The 23,651-nt window shown below is 65.9% G+C and carries 35 protein-coding genes; 34 read left to right on the top strand and 1 reads right to left on the bottom strand.

Annotation, left to right across the window (positions count from 1 at the left end; translation table 11 throughout):
• Positions 1-10: 10 nt before the first annotated feature.
• Positions 11-442 (bottom strand): hypothetical protein, encoded by a 432-nt coding sequence (locus tag OC372_RS07245; protein WP_029260909.1) that lies wholly within the window; start codon positions 440-442, stop codon positions 11-13.
• Positions 443-627: 185 nt separating this feature from the next.
• Between OC372_RS07245 and OC372_RS07240 the strand changes: the two genes are divergently transcribed.
• From OC372_RS07240 to rplO, 34 genes are all read left to right on the top strand, one after another.
• Positions 628-1,836: a maltose ABC transporter substrate-binding protein gene (locus OC372_RS07240; protein ID WP_262001342.1), complete on the top strand. Its 1,209-nt coding sequence runs from the start codon at positions 628-630 to the stop codon at positions 1,834-1,836.
• Positions 1,837-1,903: 67 nt separating this feature from the next.
• The gene (locus tag OC372_RS07235) at positions 1,904-3,508 is read left to right on the top strand and encodes an ABC transporter permease subunit (protein WP_262001341.1); all 1,605 of its coding nucleotides are present in this window, start codon (positions 1,904-1,906) and stop codon (positions 3,506-3,508) included.
• Between the two features lies 1 nt (position 3,509).
• Positions 3,510-4,448 carry a sugar ABC transporter permease gene (locus OC372_RS07230; RefSeq protein WP_105710446.1) on the top strand — a complete coding sequence of 313 codons (939 nt, stop codon included), beginning with the start codon at positions 3,510-3,512 and terminating at the stop codon, positions 4,446-4,448.
• A gap of 69 nt (positions 4,449-4,517) precedes the next feature.
• Positions 4,518-4,850, top strand: a complete 333-nt coding sequence (locus tag OC372_RS07225) for a PadR family transcriptional regulator (RefSeq protein ID WP_029260913.1) — start codon at positions 4,518-4,520, stop codon at positions 4,848-4,850.
• Entirely contained in the window at positions 4,847-5,500 is a 654-nt protein-coding gene (locus OC372_RS07220; RefSeq protein WP_262001340.1) for an HAAS signaling domain-containing protein, read from the top strand. The genes OC372_RS07225 and OC372_RS07220 overlap by 4 nt, the downstream gene beginning before the upstream one ends.
• Positions 5,501-5,576: 76 nt before the next feature.
• A complete protein-coding gene (locus tag OC372_RS07215; RefSeq protein ID WP_156027125.1) occupies positions 5,577-5,729 on the top strand; it encodes a hypothetical protein in 153 nt (50 codons plus the stop codon).
• Positions 5,730-5,843: 114 nt separating this feature from the next.
• The gene (locus tag OC372_RS07210) at positions 5,844-6,887 is read left to right on the top strand and encodes an ABC transporter (protein WP_105710444.1); all 1,044 of its coding nucleotides are present in this window, start codon (positions 5,844-5,846) and stop codon (positions 6,885-6,887) included.
• 68 nt (positions 6,888-6,955) lie between these two features.
• Entirely contained in the window at positions 6,956-7,390 is a 435-nt protein-coding gene (locus OC372_RS07205; RefSeq protein ID WP_105710593.1) for a hypothetical protein, read from the top strand.
• Positions 7,391-7,456: 66 nt separating this feature from the next.
• Positions 7,457-8,104 carry a hypothetical protein gene (locus tag OC372_RS07200; RefSeq protein ID WP_029260917.1) on the top strand — a complete coding sequence of 216 codons (648 nt, stop codon included), beginning with the start codon at positions 7,457-7,459 and terminating at the stop codon, positions 8,102-8,104.
• A gap of 238 nt (positions 8,105-8,342) precedes the next feature.
• A complete protein-coding gene (gene rpsL / locus OC372_RS07195) occupies positions 8,343-8,711 on the top strand; it encodes a 30S ribosomal protein S12 (RefSeq protein WP_017201609.1) in 369 nt (122 codons plus the stop codon).
• A 5-nt stretch (positions 8,712-8,716) separates the two neighbouring features.
• Positions 8,717-9,187, top strand: a complete 471-nt coding sequence (gene rpsG / locus OC372_RS07190; protein WP_017201608.1) for a 30S ribosomal protein S7 — start codon at positions 8,717-8,719, stop codon at positions 9,185-9,187.
• 87 nt (positions 9,188-9,274) lie between these two features.
• Positions 9,275-11,389, top strand: a complete 2,115-nt coding sequence (gene fusA, locus OC372_RS07185) for an elongation factor G (protein WP_029260918.1) — start codon at positions 9,275-9,277, stop codon at positions 11,387-11,389.
• Between the two features lie 169 nt (positions 11,390-11,558).
• The gene (gene tuf, locus OC372_RS07180; protein ID WP_028502475.1) at positions 11,559-12,749 is read left to right on the top strand and encodes an elongation factor Tu; all 1,191 of its coding nucleotides are present in this window, start codon (positions 11,559-11,561) and stop codon (positions 12,747-12,749) included.
• A 146-nt stretch (positions 12,750-12,895) separates the two neighbouring features.
• A complete protein-coding gene (locus OC372_RS07175) occupies positions 12,896-13,108 on the top strand; it encodes a hypothetical protein (RefSeq protein ID WP_029260920.1) in 213 nt (70 codons plus the stop codon).
• Between the two features lie 849 nt (positions 13,109-13,957).
• On the top strand, positions 13,958-14,266 hold the full coding sequence (rpsJ, locus tag OC372_RS07170) for a 30S ribosomal protein S10 (protein ID WP_017201594.1): 309 nt from the start codon (positions 13,958-13,960) through the stop codon (positions 14,264-14,266).
• 8 nt (positions 14,267-14,274) lie between these two features.
• Positions 14,275-14,934 (top strand): 50S ribosomal protein L3, encoded by a 660-nt coding sequence (gene rplC, locus OC372_RS07165; RefSeq protein ID WP_029260921.1) that lies wholly within the window; start codon positions 14,275-14,277, stop codon positions 14,932-14,934.
• A gap of 2 nt (positions 14,935-14,936) precedes the next feature.
• Positions 14,937-15,599, top strand: coding sequence for a 50S ribosomal protein L4 (rplD, locus tag OC372_RS07160; RefSeq protein WP_021201122.1), 663 nt, complete (start codon positions 14,937-14,939; stop codon positions 15,597-15,599).
• On the top strand, positions 15,596-15,919 hold the full coding sequence (gene rplW, locus OC372_RS07155; protein WP_017829206.1) for a 50S ribosomal protein L23: 324 nt from the start codon (positions 15,596-15,598) through the stop codon (positions 15,917-15,919). The genes rplD and rplW overlap by 4 nt, the downstream gene beginning before the upstream one ends.
• 20 nt (positions 15,920-15,939) lie before the next feature.
• Positions 15,940-16,779, top strand: a complete 840-nt coding sequence (rplB, locus tag OC372_RS07150; RefSeq protein WP_017201590.1) for a 50S ribosomal protein L2 — start codon at positions 15,940-15,942, stop codon at positions 16,777-16,779.
• A 12-nt stretch (positions 16,780-16,791) separates the two neighbouring features.
• On the top strand, positions 16,792-17,073 hold the full coding sequence (gene rpsS / locus OC372_RS07145) for a 30S ribosomal protein S19 (RefSeq protein WP_017829205.1): 282 nt from the start codon (positions 16,792-16,794) through the stop codon (positions 17,071-17,073).
• The gene (rplV, locus tag OC372_RS07140; protein ID WP_017829204.1) at positions 17,073-17,471 is read left to right on the top strand and encodes a 50S ribosomal protein L22; all 399 of its coding nucleotides are present in this window, start codon (positions 17,073-17,075) and stop codon (positions 17,469-17,471) included. Before rpsS ends, rplV begins: the two co-directional genes overlap by 1 nt.
• Entirely contained in the window at positions 17,471-18,226 is a 756-nt protein-coding gene (rpsC, locus tag OC372_RS07135; RefSeq protein WP_017201587.1) for a 30S ribosomal protein S3, read from the top strand. The genes rplV and rpsC overlap by 1 nt, the downstream gene beginning before the upstream one ends.
• A complete protein-coding gene (gene rplP / locus OC372_RS07130; RefSeq protein ID WP_017829203.1) occupies positions 18,226-18,645 on the top strand; it encodes a 50S ribosomal protein L16 in 420 nt (139 codons plus the stop codon). The genes rpsC and rplP overlap by 1 nt, the downstream gene beginning before the upstream one ends.
• Positions 18,645-18,962: a 50S ribosomal protein L29 gene (gene rpmC / locus OC372_RS07125; RefSeq protein WP_017829202.1), complete on the top strand. Its 318-nt coding sequence runs from the start codon at positions 18,645-18,647 to the stop codon at positions 18,960-18,962. Before rplP ends, rpmC begins: the two co-directional genes overlap by 1 nt.
• A complete protein-coding gene (gene rpsQ / locus OC372_RS07120) occupies positions 18,962-19,294 on the top strand; it encodes a 30S ribosomal protein S17 (RefSeq protein WP_021201120.1) in 333 nt (110 codons plus the stop codon). Before rpmC ends, rpsQ begins: the two co-directional genes overlap by 1 nt.
• Positions 19,291-19,659: a 50S ribosomal protein L14 gene (gene rplN, locus OC372_RS07115; RefSeq protein WP_017201583.1), complete on the top strand. Its 369-nt coding sequence runs from the start codon at positions 19,291-19,293 to the stop codon at positions 19,657-19,659. The genes rpsQ and rplN overlap by 4 nt, the downstream gene beginning before the upstream one ends.
• 2 nt (positions 19,660-19,661) lie before the next feature.
• A complete protein-coding gene (gene rplX / locus OC372_RS07110) occupies positions 19,662-20,021 on the top strand; it encodes a 50S ribosomal protein L24 (RefSeq protein ID WP_029260922.1) in 360 nt (119 codons plus the stop codon).
• Complete coding sequence (rplE, locus tag OC372_RS07105) at positions 20,021-20,611, top strand: 50S ribosomal protein L5 (RefSeq protein WP_029260923.1); 591 nt, start codon at positions 20,021-20,023, stop codon at positions 20,609-20,611. The genes rplX and rplE overlap by 1 nt, the downstream gene beginning before the upstream one ends.
• 144 nt (positions 20,612-20,755) lie before the next feature.
• A complete protein-coding gene (gene rpsH, locus OC372_RS07100) occupies positions 20,756-21,154 on the top strand; it encodes a 30S ribosomal protein S8 (RefSeq protein WP_029260924.1) in 399 nt (132 codons plus the stop codon).
• Positions 21,155-21,160: 6 nt separating this feature from the next.
• Entirely contained in the window at positions 21,161-21,697 is a 537-nt protein-coding gene (rplF, locus tag OC372_RS07095; RefSeq protein WP_029260925.1) for a 50S ribosomal protein L6, read from the top strand.
• Positions 21,698-21,699: 2 nt separating this feature from the next.
• The gene (gene rplR / locus OC372_RS07090; RefSeq protein ID WP_029260926.1) at positions 21,700-22,059 is read left to right on the top strand and encodes a 50S ribosomal protein L18; all 360 of its coding nucleotides are present in this window, start codon (positions 21,700-21,702) and stop codon (positions 22,057-22,059) included.
• Complete coding sequence (gene rpsE / locus OC372_RS07085; RefSeq protein ID WP_029260927.1) at positions 22,056-22,757, top strand: 30S ribosomal protein S5; 702 nt, start codon at positions 22,056-22,058, stop codon at positions 22,755-22,757. The genes rplR and rpsE overlap by 4 nt, the downstream gene beginning before the upstream one ends.
• Complete coding sequence (gene rpmD / locus OC372_RS07080) at positions 22,757-22,942, top strand: 50S ribosomal protein L30 (RefSeq protein ID WP_017201575.1); 186 nt, start codon at positions 22,757-22,759, stop codon at positions 22,940-22,942. The genes rpsE and rpmD overlap by 1 nt, the downstream gene beginning before the upstream one ends.
• Complete coding sequence (gene rplO, locus OC372_RS07075; RefSeq protein WP_036302867.1) at positions 22,942-23,577, top strand: 50S ribosomal protein L15; 636 nt, start codon at positions 22,942-22,944, stop codon at positions 23,575-23,577. Before rpmD ends, rplO begins: the two co-directional genes overlap by 1 nt.
• The last annotated feature ends 74 nt before the right edge of the window (positions 23,578-23,651 follow it).

Below are 23,651 nucleotides of genomic sequence, written 5' to 3'. Positions count from 1 at the left end.
TTCATCCTACTCAGGGGCTGAGCGCGTAGACATTGTCGGAGATCCTGGTGGCTCCGTCCGGAGTGGGGTAGTCGTCCGGCACCGTCGTGAAGTGGCCAGCCGGTCCGCTCATCTCCACCGGGCCCCGCTCCCCGCCGCAGCCCATGCCCCACTCGTCCTCGTCGCGGTAGGCGAGTACGCAGACCGTCGACGGCTCGACGCCCCGCAACAGCCAGATCGAGCTGCCGGAGTGCTCGCCGACCAAGCGCGCCGACGAGAGGTCAGCGACGTCGCCCGAGTCCTGCTCGACCACCCCGTCCGGCACGCTGTCCGCAGCCTCCGCGTCTCGATCCAGCACGGCGTAGTTCGTGGCGAACGCGGTGCAGCCGCTCAGGGCGATCGCCGACAGCGTCAGGAGGAGACCCGCCGCTGTCCGCGCGACGCGAAGGGAACGATCCGTCATGCCTCCAGTCTACGAGCGCTCCGTCTCGCGTCCCATGGAAGCGTTTTCACAATGCTTGCCTCCATTCAGCCCGGTCACGGCTTGGTATCGACGCTCGCTGTCGTTGCAAAAGCCACCGCGTTCGATGCATACTGTAAGCGCTTGCAGTCTGTGCAGGCCACCAGCACCGAGAGAGGCACACACCAATGAAGGTGAACAAGAGGGGCATCGCCGCCGCAGGCGCGATCGCCATCGTTTCGACTCTGACGCTTGCCGGCTGCTCCGCAGGGACCAGCGGCGACGACACCTCCGACTCCAAAGGCAGCGGCAAGCTGGTCGTCTGGGTCGACGCCGAGCGCGTGGACGCGCTGCAGACCGCGGCGGACTCCTACGAGGACAAGACCGGCGTCAAGGTCGAGCTCGTCGGCAAGTCGGTCGACGACATGAAGGACGACTTCATCCAGCAGGTGCCGACCGGCAAGGGCCCCGATGTCGTCATGGGTGCGCACGACTGGCTGGGCGAGCTCTCGACCAACGGCGTCGTCGCGCCGATCGAGCTCGGCGACAGCTCCGAGGACTACCTTCCGGTCGCGCTGCAGGCCGCAACGTACGAGGGCACCGTCTACATGCTTCCGTACGCGGTCGAGAACATCGCCGTGCTGCGCAACGCCGACCTCGTCCCGGCCGCCGCGACCAGCTTCGACGACATGGTCTCGAAGGGCACCTTCGTCGTCGAGCAGGGCACCGAGGGCAACCCGTACCACCTGTACCCGTTCCAGACCGCGTTCGGTGCTCCGGTCTTCGGCACCGACGACTCGGGGAGCTATGACCCCACCGACCTGCAGCTCGGCAGTGCGGGCGGCTTCGCGTTCGCCGACTGGCTGGGTGTGCAGGGCGCCGCAGGCGTGCTGAACACCGACGTCGACGGTGAGATCGCCAAGCAGCAGTTCCTCGACGGCACGGCAGCCTTCTGGCTGACCGGTCCGTGGAACGTGGGCGCCGCAACCGACGCCGGCATCAACGTCGCGATCGACCCGATCCCGAGCCCGACCGGTGAGACCGCTTCGCCGTTCGCCGGCGTGAAGGGCTTCTTCGTCAGTTCCGAGTCGAAGAACAAGGTCGCCGCGAACGACTTCCTCGTCAACTACATCGGCACCGAAGACGTGCAGCTCGAGCTGTTCAAGGCCGGCAACATCCTGCCGGCGCTCACCGCAGCCGCCGACACCGCGGCGTCCGACCCGATCATCGCCGGCTTCCAGGCCGTCGGCGAAGACGCCGTGCCGATGCCGGCCATCCCGGCCATGGGCGCGGTGTGGGAGTTCTGGGGCGTGGCCGAGGCCGCGATCATCAACGGCGCGGACCCGAAGACGACGTGGCAGAAGCTCGTCGACGACGTGACCGCCGCGATCAAGTAACAGCACCCACTGGCCCTGCCAGGGTGGACGCTCCGGTCCGCCCCGGCAGGATCATGACGAGGACGACATGACAGACATCGACGAGCGCACTGCTCCTCCGACCCGACGCCAGCGACAGGCCGCGAAGATCGCCGAGGCCGCGTCCGGCCCGATCGGCTGGATGCTGCTGAAGATCCTCCTGCTGGCCGTCGTCGACGCGATCGCGCTGTACGCGGCGTTCGTGCTCTTCGCCCACCAGGAGTGGCTGATCCTCGGCATCGTCGTCGTAGTGGCCGTCTTCGTCAACTACATCTACTTCTCCCGCAAGCGCATCGCGGCGAAGTACCTCACGCCGGGCATCATCTTCCTGATCCTGTTCCAGGTGTTCACCCTGCTCTACACCGGCTACATCGGTTTCACGAACTACGGCACCGGGCACAACGGCACGAAAGACCAGGCCATCTCCTCGCTCCTCGCGTCGGCGCAGGAGCGGGTCGAGGACTCTCCCACCTATCCGGTCACGGTCGTCGAACAGTTCGGCACCTATGGTCTCCTGGTCACCGACCCGGACTCCGGCGACGCGCTTCTCGGCACGGCCGAGCAGCCGCTCGAAGAGGTGGACGCGCAGTTCGAGGGCGGACAGGCCGTCGCGGTCGACGGCTGGACGACGCTCCAGCTGGCCACCGTGTTCACGCTCTCCGAAGAGCTCGAGAAGCTGTCGGTTCCCTTCAGCGATGACCCCAATGACGGCGCCCTGCGGGCTCCGGACGGCCAGAAGGGGTATCTGTACGTCTCGACGCTCGAGTACGACGCGGCCGCCGACACCATCACCGACACCACCACCGGCACGGTCTACTCCGACACCGGCGAGGGAGCCTTCACCGCCGATGACGGCGAGCAGCTGCTCCCGGGGTGGCAGACCACCGTCGGCTTCGACAACTTCGTGCGCGCGGTCACCGACTCCTCGATCCGCGGACCGCTCATCGCCGTGACGCTGTGGACCTTCGCGTTCGCGTTGATCTCGGTCGCCACGACGTTCTTCCTCGGGCTCCTGCTCGCGCTGGTCTTCAACAACACCCGGATGCGGTTCCGCAACGGGTACCGGATCATCCTGATCCTCCCGTACGCGTTCCCTGCGTTCCTGTCGGCGCTCGTCTGGGCCGGCATGATGAACGAGAGCTTCGGCTTCATCAATCAGGTCATCTTCGGGGGAGCGGACATCCCGTGGCTCACGGATCCGACGCTGGCCAAGGTGTCGGTGCTGCTGGTGAACCTGTGGCTCGGATTCCCCTACATGTTCCTCGTCTGCATGGGCGCCCTTCAGGGCATCCCGGAGGACGTGAACGAGGCCGCCGTCATGGACGGCGCGAACCCGTGGCAGGTCTTCCGCCGCATCAAACTGCCGCTGCTGCTCGTCACGGTCGCGCCACTGCTGATCTCGTCCTTCGCGTTCAACTTCAACAACTTCAACCTGATCTACATGCTCACCAAGGGCGGACCCCGCTTCAGCGACGTGTCGATCCCGGTCGGGCACACCGACATCCTGATCTCGATGGTCTACAAGGTGGCGTTCACCGGGCAGACCCGCGACTACGGACTGGCTTCGGCATTCACCATCCTGATCTTCATCGTGGTCGCGACGATCTCGATCATCAGCTTCCGCAAGACCAAGGCCCTCGAGGAGCTGAACTGACATGAGCACCGCCAGCCCTGCCGCCGCCACCGCCGCCACCACCGCCTCGAAGACCGATGAGCGCACACCCGGCCCGCGTCGCCGCAGCTTCGGCGCCTGGTTCGCCGATACCGGATGGCGACACCTCGTCGCGATCGTCGTGAGCGCCTTCGCCCTGTTCCCCCTTCTGTACGTCGTGTCGGCGTCGCTGAATCCGAAGGGGACGCTGACCGGATCGAACCAGCTGTTCTCCGCGATCGGGATCGACAGCTACGTGCGCATCCTGAGCGACCCGCAGAACCCGTACGGCACGTGGTTCCTCAACACTCTGCTGATCGCCGTCGTGACCGGGGCGGTCACGGTCTTCATCGGCGCCTGCGCGGCATATGCGTTCTCGCGCATGCGCTTCGCCGGGCGCCGTGTCGGGCTCGTCACGATCGTGGTCGTGCAGATGTTCCCGCAGCTGCTCGCCGTGGTCGCGATCTTCCTGCTCATGTCGACCCTGGGGGACTGGTTCCCCGCCATCGGGCTGAACACCCACACCGGCCTGATCCTGGTGTACCTCGGGGGAGCGCTCGGCGTGAACACGTACTTGATGTACGGGTTCTTCAACACCATCCCGAAGGAGATCGACGAGGCCGCCCGCATCGACGGCGCCGGTCACGCGCGCATCTTCTTCACCATCATCCTGCGCCTGGTCGCGCCCATCCTCGCCGTCGTCGGACTCCTCTCCTTCATCGGCACGGTCAACGAGTACGTGATCGCGAGCGTGATGCTCGTCGACGTGGAGCAGCAGACGCTCGTCGTCGGACTCACCAAGCTCGTGGCGAATCCGCGCTACGCGGACTGGTCGGCATTCTCGGCCGGCGCGGTGATGGCCGCCATCCCGGTGATGATCCTGTTCCTCTTCCTGCAGAAGTACATCGTCGGCGGTCTCACCGCGGGGGCGACGAAGGGCTGACCCTCGGTGGGGTTCACCCGCGGGGGCCGGCGTCGCCGGTAGCGTGCATGGCATGGTAGCTTGTCATGCATGACAGCTGATGTCGGATCGCAGATGCGCAAAGGGGTGGTCGAGTACTGCGTGCTCGGACTCCTCGCGCGTGAGCCGATGTACGGCTGGCAGCTGGCCGATGCACTCACCGGCGCCGGACTGATCGCCAGCATCGGCACGCTCTACCCGCTGCTGGGACGGCTGCGGGACAACGGCTGGGTCAGCACGTTCGACCTGCCGTCGGAGAGCGGGCCCGTGCGCAAGTACTACCGGCTCACCGAGTCGGGTACCGAGCAGCTCGAGCGCTTCCGAGTGCAGTGGACCCCGTTCGCCCGTGTCGTGACGGGCATCGTCGGAGAGGGACGACCATGACAGAGACGACAGCAGACACACTGCGCGAGGAGTATCTCGCCCGGCTCGACGAGGCGATGCGCGGGCTCCCGCACGGCGTCGCGTCGGACATCCGTGGCGGCATCGTCGAAGAGCTGCAGGACCTCGACGCCGCGGATACCGCCGCGCGGATCGCTCGGCTCGGTGATCCGGTGGCCATCGCGAGGGAGGCGCAGGACGAGGTGCCGGCGAATCCCGCGATCGTGGTCGCTGCGCCGGTCGCGGCCCCGCCCGCGCCCCGACCGCCGGCGACCTCGACGCGCGGTTTCGCGATCGCTGCCGCGCTGACGCTGAGCTTCGGCGGTTTCCTCGTCCCGGTGCTCGGCTGGTTCGTCGGCGCGGTACTCGTCAGCATCAGCACCCTCTGGAAGACGTGGGAGAAGGTCGTCGCGATCATCGTGCCGTTCGTCTTCGGCGCGGTCTCGTTGTTCCTGGTGCAGTTCATGAGCTTCGTGGAGTTCAGCTCGACCGGCAGCTCGTCCGGCACCGGCACCCCTGCCGATGAGGTCGTGAACAACCCGCTGCTGCCCGGCTTCAGTGCCTGGCACGTCCTCCTTCTCCTCGGGTTCCTCCTCATCCCGGCGTCGGGTCTCTGGCTGCTCTGGCGGCTCCGGGGGCGCGTCGCTCGCTGAGTCACGCCCCGCCACGCCGCGTGCATGCTCGGCGTTGCGCCCGGCCAGTATCCCGGTCGGGCCATACCGTGGAGACATGGCACGGGTGGCGGGGCGCAATCTGGCGATGAGCTGGTTCGCCGGCATCGTGTGCGCCGGAATCATCGGGGCGCTCGTCTGGCTGTCCCTCCCGATCCTTCCGACTCTCGCGGAGTTCGCGGGAACCGCGCTCCGCAACGCCCTTCCCTGACGGCTCGCGAGGGGACGCCGACGCGTGTATCCCGACACGTCGGCACGCCTGCGTCGACGGTCGTCGGCCCGGCGGTACCCTCACAATGCACATATCCGATGAGAGGCGCACCCCATGAGTGACCCCGACGCTCCCCAGCCCGAGAAGCCGACTGACGTCGACGACGTCGTCGGCAGCGCGAACGCCGGTCTCGACGCCGCCGCCGCGGCGGGTGCGGATGTCCCCGGTTCCGCCGATGCGCCGGACCACAAACCGGCAGACGCCGTCGACGAGAAGATCGTCGACCCCGATCTCGCCGCGTTCGAAGCCGCGGAGCGCGACCACCCCGGAACGTTCGCGTCCCCGCCTCCCGCCGTCACTCCGGCACCCATCGTCGAGTCGCGCGAGACCGCGCGCGACGTCCGGGCGGAGGCCGACGCGGAGACCGAATCCTTCTACCCGGAGCCGATCGTGGGCGAGCCCGTGCCGTTCGGGCACGAGCAGTCCGGCCTGGCCGGGGCCGCCTACGCCCAGTACGGTGACGACACCGAGACACGCATCGTGCCGTCGGAGCCGCTGATCGGTGCGACGGGTGTCGCCGCGGCAGCGCAGCCTCAACCCATCTTCGTGCAGGCTCCCGAGCCGCCCCGTGACCGCGGCAACCGCGGCACCGCCGGCCTCATCGGCCTACTCGCGACCCTCGTTTTCGCCGTGCTGTACCTCGGCACGGCGCTGGGTCTCGGCGCGATCGCCGGCGAGGTGAACGGCGAGAACATCGGTGAGGCCGCGCTGGCACCGCTGATGACCTGGGGCTACTGGACGCCGGTCGTCGTCTTCTTCCTCGGCTTCTGGCTGCTCGGCGCGATCATCAACCGCGGCCGCTGGGGCCTCTGGGTGGTCTTCGGCATCATCGTCGGCGTCATCGCCTATGCGGGCCACATCCTCGGACAGCTGTTCGAGGCGCCGTTCTGGAAGCTCACGTCGTCTCAGGGCCTCGACCTCGTCGGCGAGCAGCTGCTCGCCCCGCTCGCCATCGCCGCATTCGTGTTCGCGCGCGAACTGACCATCTGGTTCGGCGCATGGGTGTCGCGCAGCGGCGCTCGCAAGACTGAACTGAACGCCGAGGCGCAGCGCGAGTACGAGCGCACCCTCGAAGCCGGTCCGACGCTGTCGAGGTAATCACGAACTCCACCACGCCGAACCCCCGCGGGCCCGAGTCCGCGGGGGTTTCGGCTGTCCTGGCCGTGGTGCTCGCGACGATCGGCTTCTTCGCGCTCGCGGTGTTCGGCCTGGGGGCCCTGAGTGTGGCCACCGATACCGACATCATCGCGGTGCGAGGGTTGGGGCAGGCACCGGGCGCCGTCGGGATGCTGGCGGCGGTCGCGGTCTTCGCGCTCATGCTGTGGTCGACGCTCCGTCGTGGCCATCCCTCCTTCGTGGCGACGATCGCGATCGCTCTCCTCGCAGCTCTGGCTCATCTCGCGGCGGTGTGGATCACGGTCGTCCTCGGCTCGTCCGACTTCGTGATCGCGACTGCGGTGGCGGGGGATCTGGTCCGCGGTGGTGCGAGTGCGGTGCTGGTGGTCGCGGGGCTGATAGCCGGCTGGGGTGGCATCGCCCTCCGTCGCACTCGTGCCGCGCATCCGCGCTGGCCCTGGGAGCGCGAAGAAGACGAGGAGTGACGCGGCCGCCCCGCCGCGATGCGCGAAATCGCGGTCACGACGGGCGGCGCGCCGTACGCTGGTGGGGTGGAGCGCTCATTGGAGACGCAGGTGGACCAGGCCGTCGAGGCCTGGTTGCGCTGGGTGCCGCGCTGGGAGCCGGCGACCCACCGCGGTCGCGTCGCGCCATGCCGCCGCTGTCTGGGATCGCCGATCCTCTCGGCGGCGGGAATCGGTGCGAACACCCCGCACGGTGTGCAGCACGGACTCTCGACGCGCATCAAGACCATCGTCGATCACGCCGTCGCGGACTACACGGCACGGAATCTCCCCATGCTGCAGCGCGAGCTCGATCAGCAGGCCGCCCGGAACCGCGCCCGCAGCTACCGCCCTGCCGAAGACCTCGATCCGGAATTCGACGGCCTCCCGCTCGACCCCGAGCCGGTTCCCGGCGCGCCGTTCCTCTTCACCATCGCCGGGCTCGCCGATGACTCCGCCGCGGAGCTGCCGGCGTTGCCACCTCTGACCGAGGAAGCCAAGATCGCCCTCCGGCAGGAGGTCGCCCTCGCCGACGAGTACGCCAATATGGTCGGGCGGGAGATCTGCGGCATCCTGCTTCGCCACCGGATCTACATCCAGGCGGCCATCTCCCAGCACGTGGAGCCGCAGATCGAGGCACTGCTCGCCGAGCTGACGGAGTCGCTGGATTCGCCGTTCGACCCCGACCTGCCGTGATGCTCCGAGCGCCGCTCCGCCGTCACACCGGACTTGCGTTCATTTGACCACCACGTTACGCGGCATTACACTTGACAAGGTGTGTGCACGTCTTGACGTGCGCACTGGGCGTCGGCACCATGCCGGTCCGCCCCCACGGCATACCCACCACACCAAAAGCGCGTCGATTCCGGCGTGCCGGTGGGTCATGATGTGAAACCCATCACGCTGTCACCGTGCAGCACTATGAGGAGAGAACGTGCCAACCATTCAGCAGTTGGTTCGCAAGGGTCGCTCGCCCAAGGTCACCAAGACCAAGGCGCCGGCGCTCAAGTCGAACCCGCAGCAGGCCGGGGTCTGCACCCGCGTCTACACCACCACCCCCAAGAAGCCGAACTCGGCGATGCGCAAGGTCGCTCGTGTGAAGCTCCGCAACGGCACCGAGGTCACCGCGTACATCCCCGGCGAGGGTCACAACCTCCAGGAGCACTCGCTGGTGCTCGTCCGTGGCGGTCGTGTCAAGGACCTCCCCGGTGTGCGTTACAAGATCGTCCGTGGCGCCCTGGACACCCAGGCAGTCAAGAACCGTAAGCAGGCTCGTTCCCGCTACGGCGCGAAGAAGGGTTGAGTTAGATGCCTCGTAAGGGACCAGCCCCCAAGCGCCCCGTCGTCAACGACCCGGTATACGGCGCACCGATCGTCACCTCGCTGGTGAACAAGATCCTCGTCGACGGCAAGAAGTCGCTGGCCGAGTCGATCGTCTACGGCGCCCTCCGCGGCGTCGAGGCGAAGAACGGTCAGGACGCCGTCGCCACGCTCAAGAAGGCGCTCGACAACGTGCGCCCGACCCTCGAGGTCCGCAGCCGCCGCGTCGGTGGCTCGACCTACCAGGTGCCGGTCGAGGTCAAGCCTCACCGCGCCAACACGCTCGCTCTGCGCTGGCTCGTGAGCTACGCGAAGGGCCGTCGTGAGAAGACGATGACCGAGCGTCTGCAGAACGAGATCCTCGACGCGTCGAACGGCCTGGGTGCCGCGGTCAAGCGCCGCGAGGACACGCACAAGATGGCCGAGTCGAACCGCGCGTTCGCTCACTACCGCTGGTAACCAGCTTCGCCCGCCCTTCGGCCACTCGCCGAAGGGCGGGCACCCCCTCTTCGCAGTACGACTGCTCCAAAAGATAAGGACACTCCTGTGGCACAAGACGTGCTCACGGACCTGAGCAAGGTCCGCAACATCGGCATCATGGCGCACATCGATGCCGGCAAGACCACGACGACCGAGCGCATCCTGTTCTACACGGGCGTCAACCACAAGCTCGGCGAGACGCACGATGGCGCGTCGACCACCGACTGGATGGAGCAGGAGAAGGAGCGCGGCATCACGATCACGTCTGCCGCCGTGACCTGCTACTGGAACAAGAACCAGATCAACATCATCGACACCCCCGGCCACGTGGACTTCACGGTCGAGGTGGAGCGTTCGCTCCGCGTCCTCGATGGTGCCGTCGCCGTGTTCGACGGCAAGGAGGGCGTCGAGCCCCAGTCCGAGACGGTCTGGCGTCAGGCCGACAAGTACAACGTCCCCCGCATCTGCTTCGTCAACAAGATGGACAAGCTCGGCGCGGACTTCTACTTCACCGTCGACACCATCATCAACCGCCTGGGTGCCAAGCCCCTCGTGATCCAGCTGCCGATCGGCGCGGAGAGCGACTTCATCGGCGTCGTCGACCTGGTCGAGATGCGTGCGCTGGTGTGGGCCGGAGACTCCAAGGGTGACGTCACGATGGGCGCCTCCTACGAGATCCAGGAGATCCCGGAGAACCTCAAGGAGAAGGCGGCGGAGTACCGTCAGCAGCTCCTCGAGACCGTCGCCGAGACCGACGACGCGCTGCTCGAGAAGTTCTTCGGTGGCGAGGAGCTCACGGTCGCCGAGATCAAGGGCGCGATCCGCAAGCTGACCGTCGCTTCCGAGATCTACCCGGTGCTCTGCGGCTCCGCGTTCAAGAACCGCGGCGTCCAGCCGATGCTCGACGCGGTCGTCGACTACCTCCCGAACCCGCTCGACGTGGGCTCGATCGAGGCACACGACCCGAAGGACTACGACACGATCATCGAGCGTCACCCCGACGCCAATGACCCGTTCGCAGCCCTCGCGTTCAAGGTCGCCGTGCACCCGTTCTTCGGTCGCCTCACCTATGTGCGCGTCTACTCGGGTCACCTCGAGTCCGGTTCTGCGGTCATCAACTCGACCAAGAACAAGAAGGAGCGCATCGGGAAGATCTTCCAGATGCACGCCAACAAGGAGATCCCGGTCCCCTCGGTCACCGCGGGTAACATCTACGCGGTCATCGGTCTGAAGGACACCACCACCGGTGACACCCTGACCGACCCGGCAGCTCCGGTCGTCCTCGAGTCGATGACGTTCCCCGAGCCCGTCATCGAGGTCGCGATCGAGCCGAAGACCAAGGCCGACCAGGAGAAGCTGGGCGTCGCCATCCAGAAGCTCGCTGAGGAGGACCCGACCTTCCGCACGGAGCTCAACCCCGAGACCGGTCAGACGACCATCAAGGGCATGGGCGAGCTTCACCTCGACATCCTCGTGGACCGCATGAAGCGCGAGTTCAACGTCGAGGCCAACGTCGGCAAGCCGCAGGTCGCGTACCGCGAGACCCTGAAGAAGGCCGTCGAGAAGCACGACTACACGCACAAGAAGCAGACCGGTGGCTCCGGCCAGTTCGCGAAGATCCAGTTCACCATCGAGCCGATGGACCTGGACTCCGAGAAGACCTACGAGTTCGTGAACGCCGTCACCGGTGGTCGCATCCCTCGTGAGTACATCGGTTCGATCGACGCCGGTTTCCAGGACGCGATGAACGTCGGTGTGCTCGCGGGCTACCCGATGGTCGGCGTCAAGGCGACCATCGTCGATGGTGCGGCGCACGACGTCGACTCTTCGGAGATGGCGTTCAAGATCGCGGGCTCCATGGGCTTCAAGGAGGCCGCTCGCCGTGCCAACCCCGTGCTGCTCGAGCCGCTGATGGCCGTCGAGGTCCGTACTCCTGAGGAGTACATGGGCGACGTCATCGGCGACCTGAACTCGCGTCGTGGCCAGATCCAGTCGATGGAAGACGCCGCAGGCGTCAAGGTCGTCCGCGCTCAGGTCCCGCTGTCCGAGATGTTCGGCTACATCGGCGACCTGCGCTCGAAGACCTCGGGCCGTGCCGTCTACTCGATGGAGTTCCACAGCTACGCTGAGGTTCCCCGCGCAGTGGCCGACGAGATCGTCCAGAAGACCAAGGGCGAGTAATCGCTCTTCTGGGCTCCCCGCGGCGCCGAGCACCGCGAAGCGCCGCGGGGTTCCCAGGTCACCTACAACTTCACATTCCCTCTCTACTAAACTGAGAACCTAACCCGTAGAGAACCGGTCGCAAACCAGTGCCCGGTCACCTTTACAACGACGTCCTGAGGAGGACCCAGTGGCTAAGGCCAAGTTCGAGCGGACCAAGCCGCACGTCAACATCGGAACGATCGGTCACGTCGACCACGGCAAGACCACGCTCTCCGCAGCGATCTCGAAGGTGCTTGCTGACAAGTTCCCGTCCGACACCAACGTGCAGCGTGACTTCGCTTCCATCGACTCGGCGCCGGAAGAGCGCCAGCGTGGAATCACCATCAACATCTCGCACATCGAGTACGAGACCCCCAAGCGCCACTACGCTCACGTCGACGCTCCCGGCCACGCCGACTACGTCAAGAACATGATCACCGGTGCTGCTCAGATGGACGGCGCGATCCTCGTGGTCGCCGCCACCGACGGCCCGATGGCTCAGACGCGTGAGCACGTGCTGCTCGCCAAGCAGGTCGGCGTGCCGTACCTGCTGGTCGCGCTGAACAAGTCGGACATGGTCGACGACGAGGAGATCCTGGAGCTCGTCGAGCTCGAGGTCCGCGAGCTGCTCGCAGCCCAGGGCTTCGACGAGGACGCTCCTGTCGTCCGCGTCTCGGCTCTCAAGGCTCTCGAGGGCGACGAGAAGTGGACCCAGGCGATCCTGGACCTCATGCAGGCTGTCGACGACAGCGTTCCGGACCCGGAGCGTGACCGTGACAAGCCGTTCCTGATGCCCGTCGAGGACGTCTTCACGATCACCGGTCGTGGAACCGTCGTCACGGGTCGCGCCGAGCGTGGCACGCTGGCCATCAACTCCGAGGTCGAGATCGTCGGACTCCGTCCGACCGTCAAGACCACGGTCACGGGTATCGAGATGTTCCACAAGCAGCTCGACGAGGCCTGGGCCGGCGAGAACTGTGGTCTCCTGCTCCGTGGCACGAAGCGTGAGGACGTCGAGCGCGGTCAGGTCATCGTCAAGCCGGGTTCGGTCACGCCGCACACCGACTTCGAGGGCACCGCGTACATCCTGTCCAAGGACGAGGGTGGGCGTCACAACCCCTTCTACACGAACTACCGCCCGCAGTTCTACTTCCGCACCACCGACGTCACCGGCGTCATCTCGCTGCCCGAGGGCACCGAGATGGTCATGCCCGGCGACACCACCGACATGACGGTCGAGCTGATCCAGCCGATCGCCATGGAGGAGGGCCTCGGCTTCGCCATCCGTGAGGGTGGACGCACCGTGGGCGCCGGTACGGTCACGAAGATCGTCAAGTAAGCACCTGCTTCCTCGCAGAGGGGTCGGACCTTCGGGTCCGGCCCCTCTGTGCTTTGTGTCGTGTCGGGAGTTTCCTCTCCGCGCCAAGACGTGCACAATGATCTCGTCGGCCTCTCCGTCGACGCACACCTGAGAAGGGGATTCACATGGGTATCGATGACGCGGTGAACAAGGGCAAGGACCTCTACGAGCAGAACAAGGACAAGATCGCCGAGGCCGTCAAGAGCGACCAGGCCGAGGACATCAGTGACAAGGTCCTCGATGGCGTCGCGGACTTCGCGAAGAAGATCGCCCCGGGTGCAGCAGACAAGATCGACGAGATCCGGGACAGCGCGGACAAGGCCGTCGGCAACGAGTAGCAGCCCCGCACTCTTCGAGCGGCGATCCACCACCGGGTGGATCGCCGCTTTCGTATGCAGAGGCACGCCCCCGTTCGATCTAGTGGTCGTCAGATGTGGCGGATTCGCAGATGTATCGAGTAGGATCGTCTCGACCGCCTGGGGATCTTGCGGTCGGGGAAGCCGAAGGGGTTCGGTTTCCCGAAGCACGCGGGCTTTCCGCGTTGAAACTGGGGATAAGCGATCTTGGGGATCATCGTGCGACGCGCGCACTCTGTGCGCCTGAGCGTCACCCTGCCTGCGCGGCGGGTCTTCCGCCGCGCCCTCGAACGAGGAGTTCGGCGTCCCTTCACGCCGGGCTACTCGCGTTCGGTGTGCCCCCTCGCACTGAACGCCCTCCCCAAGCGGGGCGAGGCATGGGGATGCCTCGCCCCGCTATCTCCTTCCTTCTGAGCCGGATTTCGACGTCGGTCACCGCCTCGCTGAGAGGCGCGACACGCCCGGGTTTGCAGAAGTGAAATCAGCCGTGGCAGAATAGACAGGTTCGATATTCCGTCGCCGCTGTGCGTGCGCCGGATCACTGCCAGGGCAGTGCATAGACGGCGGTTCCTCATGGGGGCTGCAGGGTTCTAGGCCGCGGGTAGCAGAACACACACCCCGACACCCTTCTCACCGAAGGGTTCGCCGTGCGCGGCGGAGGTCGGGCATCCGGTCGCCTCGCGGCGTCCGGCTGACAGAAGAACAGTGGTGCAGCAGATCGACTCGTGAGAGCCGTTCTCGTGCCGAGGCGCGAACAGCGCCGACGTGCGTCCAATGCCCCAGGGCCACCCGGTCCCGGACGGTATGACGCCTAAAGAGAGAGAGCAGACAATGGCGGGACAGAAGATCCGCATTCGCCTGAAGTCGTATGACCACGAGGTCATCGACACGTCCGCACGCAAGATCGTCGACACCGTGACCCGTGCGGGTGCGACCGTCGTCGGACCCGTGCCCCTTCCGACCGAGAAGAACGTCGTGTGCGTCATCCGGTCGCCGCACAAGTACAAGGACAGCCGCGAGCACTTCGAGATGCGCACCCACAAGCGTCTGATCGACATCGTCGACCCGACGCCCAAGGCCGTCGACTCGCTGATGCGTCTCGACCTGCCTGCCGATGTCAACATCGAGATCAAGCTCTGAGGTCGGACATGGTTGACATCAACTCCAAGATTTCCAAGGGCATGCTGGGCACGAAGCTCGGCATGACCCAGGTCTGGAACGAGAGCGGCAAGCTCGTTCCCGTCACCGTCATCGAGCTCGCCTCGAACGTGGTCACGCAGATCCGTACGCCCGAGAAGGACGGCTACAACGCCGTGCAGATCGCGTACGGCCAGATCGACCCGCGCAAGGTGAACAAGCCCCTCACGGCCCACTTCGAGGCAGCCGGCGTCACGCCGCGTCGTCACGTCACCGAGATCCGCACCGCGGACGCCGGCGACTACAGCCTGGGCCAGGAGCTCACGGTCGACGGCACCTTCGAAGCCGGCCAGCTCGTCGACGTCGTCGGCACGAGCAAGGGCAAGGGCTTCGCCGGTGTCATGAAGCGTCACAACTTCAAGGGCGTCTCGGCTTCGCACGGTTCGCACCGCAACCACCGCAAGCCCGGCTCGATCGGCGCATCGTCGACCCCGAGCCGCGTCTTCAAGGGCATGCGCATGGCCGGCCGTATGGGTGGCGAGCGTGTGACCGTCCTCAACCTCACGGTGCACGCCATCGACATCGAGAAGGGTCTGCTGCTCGTCAAGGGCGCTGTCCCCGGTGCTCGTGGCCGCATCGTCTATGTCCGCAACGCAGTGAAGGGTGCCTGAACATGGCTGACTCCACTCTCGCGCTCGACGTCCTCAAGGCAGACGGCAAGAAGGCAGGCTCCATCGAGCTTCCCGCCGCGCTGTTCGACGCCAAGACGAACATCCCGCTCATCCACCAGGTCGTCGTCGCGCAGCTCGCGGCGGCTCGCCAGGGCACGCACTCGACCAAGCGTCGTGGCGAGGTCTCCGGTGCCGGCCGCAAGCCCTTCAAGCAGAAGGGCACGGGTAACGCCCGTCAGGGTTCCATCCGTGCGCCGCACATGACCGGTGGTGGCATCGTCCACGGGCCGAAGCCGCGTGACTACTCGCAGCGCACGCCCAAGAAGATGATCGCGGCCGCCCTGCTGGGCGCGCTCAGCGACCGCTTCCGTGGCGACCGCATCCACGCCATCGAGTCCTTCGGGATCGACGGCACGCCCTCGACGAAGACCGCGGTGAACTTCCTCACCAACGTCGTCTCGTCGAAGAACGTGCTCGTCGTGATCGAGCGCAACGACGACGTGACGCTGAAGAGCATCCGCAACCTGTCGAACCTGCACGTGCTGACGTTCGACCAGCTCAACGCATACGACGTGCTCGTCTCCGACGACATCGTCTTCACCCAGGCCGCGCTCGAGGGCTTCATCGCCTCCAAGTCCGGCGCCAACCAGGAGGTCTCCGCATGAGCGAGCAGGCATCTGTTCTCCAGACGGCCCTGAACAAGGACCCGCGCGACATCATCCTGAAGCCGGTCGTGTCCGAGAAGAGCTACGGGCTCATCGATGAAGGAAAGTACACCTTCCTCGTCGACCCGCGCGCTTCGAAGACCGAGATCAAGCTCGCCATCGAGAAGATCTTCGGCGTCAAGGTCGCAGGGGTCAACACCCTCAACCGCGTCGGCAAGGCTCGTCGCACCCGCTTCGGCACCGGCAAGCGCAAGGACACCAAGCGCGCCATCGTCACCCTGAAGTCGGGCACCATCGACATCTTCACGGCAATCGGCTGACCCGGGGGATAAGGACAATAATGGCTATTCGCAAGTACAAGCCCACGACCCCGGGCCGTCGCGGCTCGTCGGTGGCTGACTTCGCCGAGATCACTCGATCGACGCCGGAGAAGTCGCTGCTGCGCCCGCTCTCGAAGACCGGTGGTCGCAACAACCAGGGCCGCATCACGACCCGTCACATCGGTGGTGGCCACAAGCGCCAGTACCGCGTCATCGACTTCCGTCGTAACGACAAGGACGGCGTCAACGCCAAGGTCGCTCACATCGAGTACGACCCCAACCGCACCGCGCGCATCGCGCTGCTGCACTACTTCGACGGTGAGAAGCGCTACATCCTCGCTCCGGCGAAGCTGAAGCAGGGCGACATCGTCGAGTCGGGTGCCGGGGCTGACATCAAGCCGGGCAACAACCTCCCGCTGAAGAACATCCCCACGGGTACCGTCATCCACGCGATCGAGCTCCGCCCCGGTGGCGGCGCGAAGATGGCACGTTCGGCCGGTGCATCCGTCCGTCTCGTCGCCAAGGACGGCCCCTACGCCCAGCTGCGTCTCCCCTCGGGCGAGATCCGCAACGTCGATGCGCGCTGCCGCGCGACCATCGGCGAGGTCGGCAACGCCGAGCAGTCGAACATCAACTGGGGCAAGGCCGGCCGCATGCGCTGGAAGGGCGTCCGCCCGACCGTGCGTGGTGTCGCGATGAACCCGGTGGACCACCCGCACGGTGGTGGTGAGGGTAAGACCTCTGGTGGTCGTCACCCCGTCTCCCCGTGGGGCCAGGCTGAGGGTCGTACCCGTCACGCCAACAAGGAAAGCGACAAGTACATCGTGCGTCGTCGTAACGCCGGCAAGAAGCGTAAGTAGGAGTAAGAGAAGATGCCTCGCAGTCTTAAGAAGGGCCCCTTCGTCGACGATCACCTGCTTCGCAAGGTGGTCGTGCAGAACGAAGCCGGCACCAAGAACGTCATCAAGACCTGGTCCCGTCGGTCCATGATCATCCCGGCCATGCTGGGTCACACGATCGCGGTCCACGACGGACGCAAGCACATCCCTGTGTTCGTGTCCGAGACCATGGTCGGTCACAAGCTGGGCGAGTTCGCGCCCACCCGCACCTTCCGCGGCCACGAGAAGGACGACAAGAAGGGGCGGCGCCGCTAATGGTCGAATCGATCGCACGCGTGCGACACATCCGCGTGACCCCTCAGAAGGCTCGTCGTGTCGTCGCGCTCATCAAGGGCAAGCAGGCCCAGGAGGCTCTGGCGATCCTGAAGTTCGCACAGCAGAGCGCCAGCGAGCCGATCTACAAGCTTGTCGCGTCGGCCATGGCCAACGCGCAGGTCAAGGCAGATCGCGACGGCGAGTTCCTCGACGAGAAGGACCTGTACGTGGCCAACGCGTACGTCGACGAGGGCACCACGCTCAAGCGTTTCCAGCCCCGTGCACAGGGTCGCGCTTTCCAGATCAAGAAGCGCACGAGCCACATCACGGTCGTGCTCTCGACGCCTGAGGCAGCTCCGGCCGCCGCGGGCGACAGCAACAAGAAGGCGAGCAAGTAATGGGACAGAAGGTAAACCCGTACGGCTTCCGTCTCGGCATCACGACGGACCACGTCTCGCGTTGGTTCTCTGACTCGACGAAGCCGGGTCAGCGTTACGCCGACTACGTCGCCGAGGACATCAAGATCCGCAACCTGCTCAAGACGCAGCTCGACCGCGCCGGTGTCTCGAACATCGAGATCGAGCGCACCCGTGACCGCGTCCGCGTCGACATCCACACCGCCCGTCCGGGCATCGTGATCGGTCGTCGTGGCGCCGAGGCCGAGCGCATCCGCGGCGACCTCGAGAAGCTCTCGGGCAAGCAGATCCAGCTGAACATCCTCGAGGTCAAGAACCCCGAGGCTGACGCTCAGCTCGTCGCACAGGGCATCGCCGAGCAGCTGTCTGCTCGCGTGGCGTTCCGTCGTGCGATGCGCAAGGGTCTGCAGGGCGCTCAGCGCGCCGGCGCCAAGGGCATCCGCATCCAGGTCTCCGGCCGCCTCGGCGGCGCCGAGATGAGCCGCTCGGAGTTCTACCGCGAAGGTCGTGTGCCGCTGCACACGCTGCGCGCGAACATCGACTACGGCTTCTACGAGGCGAAGACCACCTTCGGCCGCATCGGCGTGAAGGTCTGGATCTACAAGGGCGACCTGACCGCCAAGGAGCTCGCTCGCGAGCAGGCCAACGCACCCAAGGCTCGTCGTGACGACCGTGGTGGCGACCGCCGCCGTGCCCCGCGCAACGAGGCACCTGTCGCAGAAGGAGCGTCGGCATAATGCTCATCCCCCGTAAGGTCAAGTTCCGCAAGCAGCACCACCCGGGTCGCTCGGGCCAGGCAACCGGCGGCACGAAGGTCTCCTTCGGCGAGTACGGCATCCAGGCTCTGACCCCCGCTTACGTGACGAACCGTCAGATCGAGTCCGCTCGTATCGCGATGACCCGTCACATCAAGCGTGGTGGAAAGGTGTGGATCAACATCTACCCCGACCGTCCGCTCACGAAGAAGCCTGCCGAGACCCGCATGGGTTCCGGTAAGGGTTCTCCCGAGTGGTGGGTCGCCAACGTCAAGCCGGGCCGTGTCCTCTTCGAGGTCGCGGGTGTCGACGAGGAGCTCGCTCGCGAAGCTCTGACCCGTGCAATTCACAAGCTGCCGCTCAAGGCACGCATCATCAAGCGCGAGGAGGGCGACGCGTAATGGCGATCGGCACCAAGGAGCTCGCCCCGGCAGAGCTCGATACATTCGAAGACCAGCGCCTCGTTGAGGAGCTGCGCAAGGCCAAGGAGGAGCTGTTCAACCTCCGTTTCCAGTCGGCCACCGGCCAGCTGGAGAGCCACGGCCGCATCCGCGCCGTCAAGCGCGACATCGCGCGCCTCTACACCGTGATCCGCGAACGTGAGCTGGGCATCCGTGCGACGCCCGCTCCGGTCGAGGCTCCGGCCAAGAAGGCGACCAAGTCGAAGGCGAAGAAGGCGGACTCCGCCGACGACGCCGTGAAGGAAGAGGCTGAGTGATGGCCACCAAGAAGGAAGCGACTGTGGAGACGCAGGCCGCAGGACACGAGTCGTCCGAGCACGACGTCCGCGACTCCGCTGCCCGCGGTTACCGCAAGGCACGTCGCGGCTACGTCGTCAGCGACAAGATGGACAAGACCATCGTGGTCGAGGTCGAGGACCGCGTGAAGCACCCGCTTTACGGCAAGGTCATCCGCCGCACCTCGAAGGTCAAGGCGCACGATGAGGCGAACTCCGCCGGCATCGGCGACCTGGTCCTGATCAACGAGACCCGCCCGCTGAGCGCCACGAAGCGCTGGCGTCTGGTGGAGATTCTGGAGAAGGCCAAGTGATTCAGCAGGAATCCCGACTCAAGGTCGCCGACAACACCGGCGCCAAGGAGCTCCTCACGATTCGTGTCCTCGGTGGCTCGAAGCGTCGTTACGCCGGTCTCGGCGACACCATCGTCGCTACCGTCAAGGACGCGATCCCCGGTGGCAACGTGAAGAAGGGCGACGTCGTCAAGGCGGTCATCGTCCGCACCAAGAAGGAGGTCCGTCGTCCGGACGGCTCCTACATCAAGTTCGACGAGAACGCCGCAGTGATCCTGAAGAACGACGGGGAGCCCCGCGGCACCCGTATCTTCGGGCCGGTCGGTCGTGAGCTTCGTGACAAGAAGTTCATGAAGATCGTCTCGCTGGCGCCGGAGGTCATCTAATCATGGCGAAGATCAAGAAGGGTGACCTGGTTCAGGTCATCACCGGTGCCACGCAGGAGCGTGGCGGCGACCGTGGCAAGCAGGGCAAGGTCCTCGACGTCCTCGGTGACAAGAACCGCGTGATCGTCGAAGGCGTGAACTACGTCACCAAGCACACCCGCGTCGGACAGACGCAGCGTGGCACCAAGACCGGAGGCATCGAGACCGTCGAAGCCTCCATCCACATCTCGAACGTCGCACTCGTCGACCCTTCGACCAAGAAGCCGACCAAGGTCGGCCACCGGGTCGAGGAGCAGACCAAGGACGGCGTCAAGCGCACCGTCCGCGTGCGGTACGCGAAGAAGAGCGGTAAGGACCTCTGATGAGCACCGACACTGCCGCGCCGGCTGGCAAGATCCAGCCGCGCCTGAAGCAGAAGTACAACAGCGAGATCAAGAAGGCTCTGCAGGACGAGTTCGGTTACGCGAACGTCATGCAGATCCCCGGACTGGTCAAGGTCGTCGTGAACACCGGTGTCGGCGAGGCAGCTCGCGACAGCAAGGTGATCGATGGTGCGGTCGACGACCTCACCAAGATCACCGGCCAGAAGCCGATCGTCACGAAGGCCCGCAAGTCCATCGCGCAGTTCAAGCTGCGTGAGGGCCAGGCCATCGGCGCGCACGTCACCCTCCGCGGTGACCGCGCGTGGGAGTTCGTGGACCGTCTGGTCTCGCTGGCTCTGCCCCGTATCCGCGACTTCCGCGGTCTTTCGGGCAAGCAGTTCGACGGCAACGGCAACTACACCTTCGGTCTCCAGGAGCAGAGCGTGTTCCACGAGATCGATCAGGACAAGATCGACCGGGTTCGCGGTTTCGACATCACGGTCGTCACCACCGCGAAGACGGATGACGAGGGACGGGCACTGCTCCGTCACCTCGGCTTCCCGTTCCGCTCGGAAGACGCACAGGCGTGACCCTTCGACAGGCTCAGGGACCCATGGGTTGCTGAGCCTGTCGAAGTACTCGCCGACATGCACCTACAATTGAAGATTGCGTGTCATCGCAGGCCGTCTGTCGTGTAACGGCAGCCGGAACCTCATGAACAAAGGAAAACAACAATGACAATGACAGACCCGGTCGCAGATCTGCTGACCCGTCTGCGTAACGCGAACTCGGCGCACCACGATTCCGTGACCCTGCCGTCGAGCAAGCTCAAGACGAACATCGCTCAGATCCTCCAGCAGGAGGGCTACATCGCCGGCTGGGAGACCTCTGACGCTCGCGTCGGACAGAACCTCACGCTGACGCTGAAGTACGGCCCCAACCGTGAGCGCTCGATCGCTGGTATCAAGCGCGTCTCGAAGCCCGGCCTCCGCGTCTACGCGAAGTCCACCGAGCTCCCCACGGTCCTCGGCGGCCTCGGCGTGGCCATCCTGTCCACCTCCTCCGGTCTTCTCACCGACCGTCAGGCTGAGCAGAAGGGCGTGGGCGGAGAAGTTCTCGCCTACGTGTGGTAATTCGAAATGTCGCGTATTGGACGACTTCCCATCGACGTTCCCGCGGGCGTGACCGTTTCGGTCGCAGGCCGCGTGGTCTCGGTGAAGGGCCCCAAGGGTGAGCTCACCCTCACGGTGGCCAACCCCATCGAGGTCGCGGTCGAGGAGAACCAGGTTCTGGTCTCCCGTCCCGACGACGAGCGCGAGTCTCGGTCGCTTCACGGCCTGACCCGCACGCTCATCAACAACAACATCATCGGCGTGACCCAGGGCTACACCAAGGGTCTCGAGGTCGTCGGCACCGGTTACCGCGTGCAGCAGAAGGGGAGCTCGGTCGAGTTCGCCCTCGGCTTCTCGCACCCGGTCCTGATCGACCCGCCCGCCGGCATCACGCTCACGGTCGAGGGCACCACCAAGCTCACCGTCAGCGGGATCGACAAGCAGGCTGTCGGCGAGGCAGCCGCCAACATCCGCAAGATCCGCAAGCCCGAGCCGTACAAGGGCAAGGGTGTGCGCTACGCCGGCGAGAACGTGCGTCGCAAGGCCGGAAAGAGTGGTAAGTAACCATGGCTCTCAAGTCAAAGTCTGACGCCCGCGCGCGTCGTCACGCCCGCCTTCGCAAGAAGGTCGTCGGCACCGAGGTGCGTCCGCGCCTCGTCGTCAACCGCTCGGCCCGCCACGTCTTCGTGCAGCTGGTCGACGACAGCAAGGGTCACACCGTCGCGTCGGCTTCGACGCTCGAGACCGACCTGCGTTCGCTCGAGGGTGACAAGACCGCCAAGGCCCGCAAGGTCGGCGAGCTCCTCGCCGAGCGTGCGAAGGCTGCCGGCGTTTCCGAGGCAGTGTTCGACCGTGGCGGCAACCGCTACGCCGGTCGTGTCGCCGCCATCGCCGACGGCGCCCGCGAAGGGGGTCTGGCACTGTGAGTGACAACAAGGAGAACGAAGTGACCGAAGCGGCAGCTGCCACTTCCGAGACGGCTGCGGGCACCACGCAGGCAGAGCCGGCTCGCGATCAGCGTGATGGCCGCCGCGGTGGCCGCGGTGACCGCAACCAGGGTGGCCGCGACCGCAACTCGCGCGACCGTGGTGACAACCAGTTCCTGGAGCGCGTCGTCACGATCAACCGTGTCTCGAAGGTCGTGAAGGGTGGTCGTCGCTTCAGCTTCACCGCCCTCGTGGTCGTCGGTGACGGCAACGGTCTGGTCGGCGTCGGCTACGGCAAGGCCCGAGAGGTCCCCCTGGCGATCTCGAAGGGTGTCGAAGAGGCCAAGCGCAACTTCTTCCGAGTTCCGCGTGTCGGCAGCACCATCCCGCACCCCGTGCAGGGTGAGGCCGCCGCAGGTGTGGTCCTGCTCCGTCCGGCCGCTGCCGGTACCGGTGTCATCGCCGGTGGTCCGGTCCGCGCCGTGCTCGAGTGCGCCGGTATCCACGACGTGCTGTCGAAGTCGCTCGGCTCGTCGAACACGATCAACATCGTGCACGCGACGGTCACGGCCCTGAAGCAGCTCGAGGAGCCTCGTGCGGTCGCCGCGCGTCGTGGCCTCGAGTTCGACCAGGTCGCCCCTGCCCGCCTCGTGCGCGCAGAGGCCGAGGCCATCGCCGCACAGAAGGTAGGTGCCTGATGGCCGCGCGACTGAAGGTCACGCAGATCAAGTCCAAGGTGAGCGAGAAGCAGAACCAGCGTGACACGCTGCGCAGCCTCGGTCTCAAGCGGATCGGTGACACCACCGTCCGCCCCGACGACGCGCAGACGCGCGGTTACGTCAAGACCGTCGCACACCTCGTCAAGGTTGAGGAGATCGACTAATGGCTGAGAAGAACGAGGCCGTCGAGGCTGAGAAGGCCCCGAAGAAGGCTGCAGCTCCCAAGGCTGCCGCTGAGAAGAAGCCCGCCGCGAAGAAGGCTCCGGCCAAGACCGCTGCGTCCGCCGCCAAGGCTGACGCTCCGGCCAAGAAGCCGGCCGCCAAGAAGGCTGCGCCTGCGAAGGATGCTCCGGCATCCCGCCCCGGCGTCCTGAAGGTGCACCACCTGCGTCCGGTCCCCGGATCCAACACCGCCAAGACTCGCGTCGGCCGTGGTGAGGGCTCCAAGGGTAAGACCGCCGGTCGTGGTACCAAGGGCACCAAGGCGCGCAACACCGTTCGCGTCGGCTTCGAGGGTGGGCAGATGCCGCTGCACATGCGCACCCCGAAGCTGCGCGGGTTCAAGAACCCGTTCCGCGTCGAGTACCAGGTCGTGAACCTGGAGAAGCTCGCGGAGCTGTACCCCAAGGGTGGCGATGTCACCATCGGCGACCTGGTCGCCAAGGGTGCCGTTCGCAAGAACGAGAAGGTCAAGGTTCTCGGAAACGGCGACATCGCCGTGAAGCTCACCGTTTCGGTCGACAAGGTCTCGGGTTCTGCCGAGCAGAAGATCGTCGCGGCGGGCGGATCCGTCAAGTAACCGCAAGATGAGAGGGGCCGGAGATTCTCCGGCCCCTCTCGTCGTTTCACACTCCGAGACCTCGCTCTGGGGCC

Origin of the sequence: Microbacterium sp. Mcb102 (assembly GCF_024519805.1) — a bacterium.
Classification (GTDB): Bacteria; Actinomycetota; Actinomycetes; order Actinomycetales; family Microbacteriaceae; genus Microbacterium.
The sequence above is the reverse complement of the archived record's forward strand: the minus strand, read 5'-3'. Positions and strand labels throughout refer to the sequence as shown.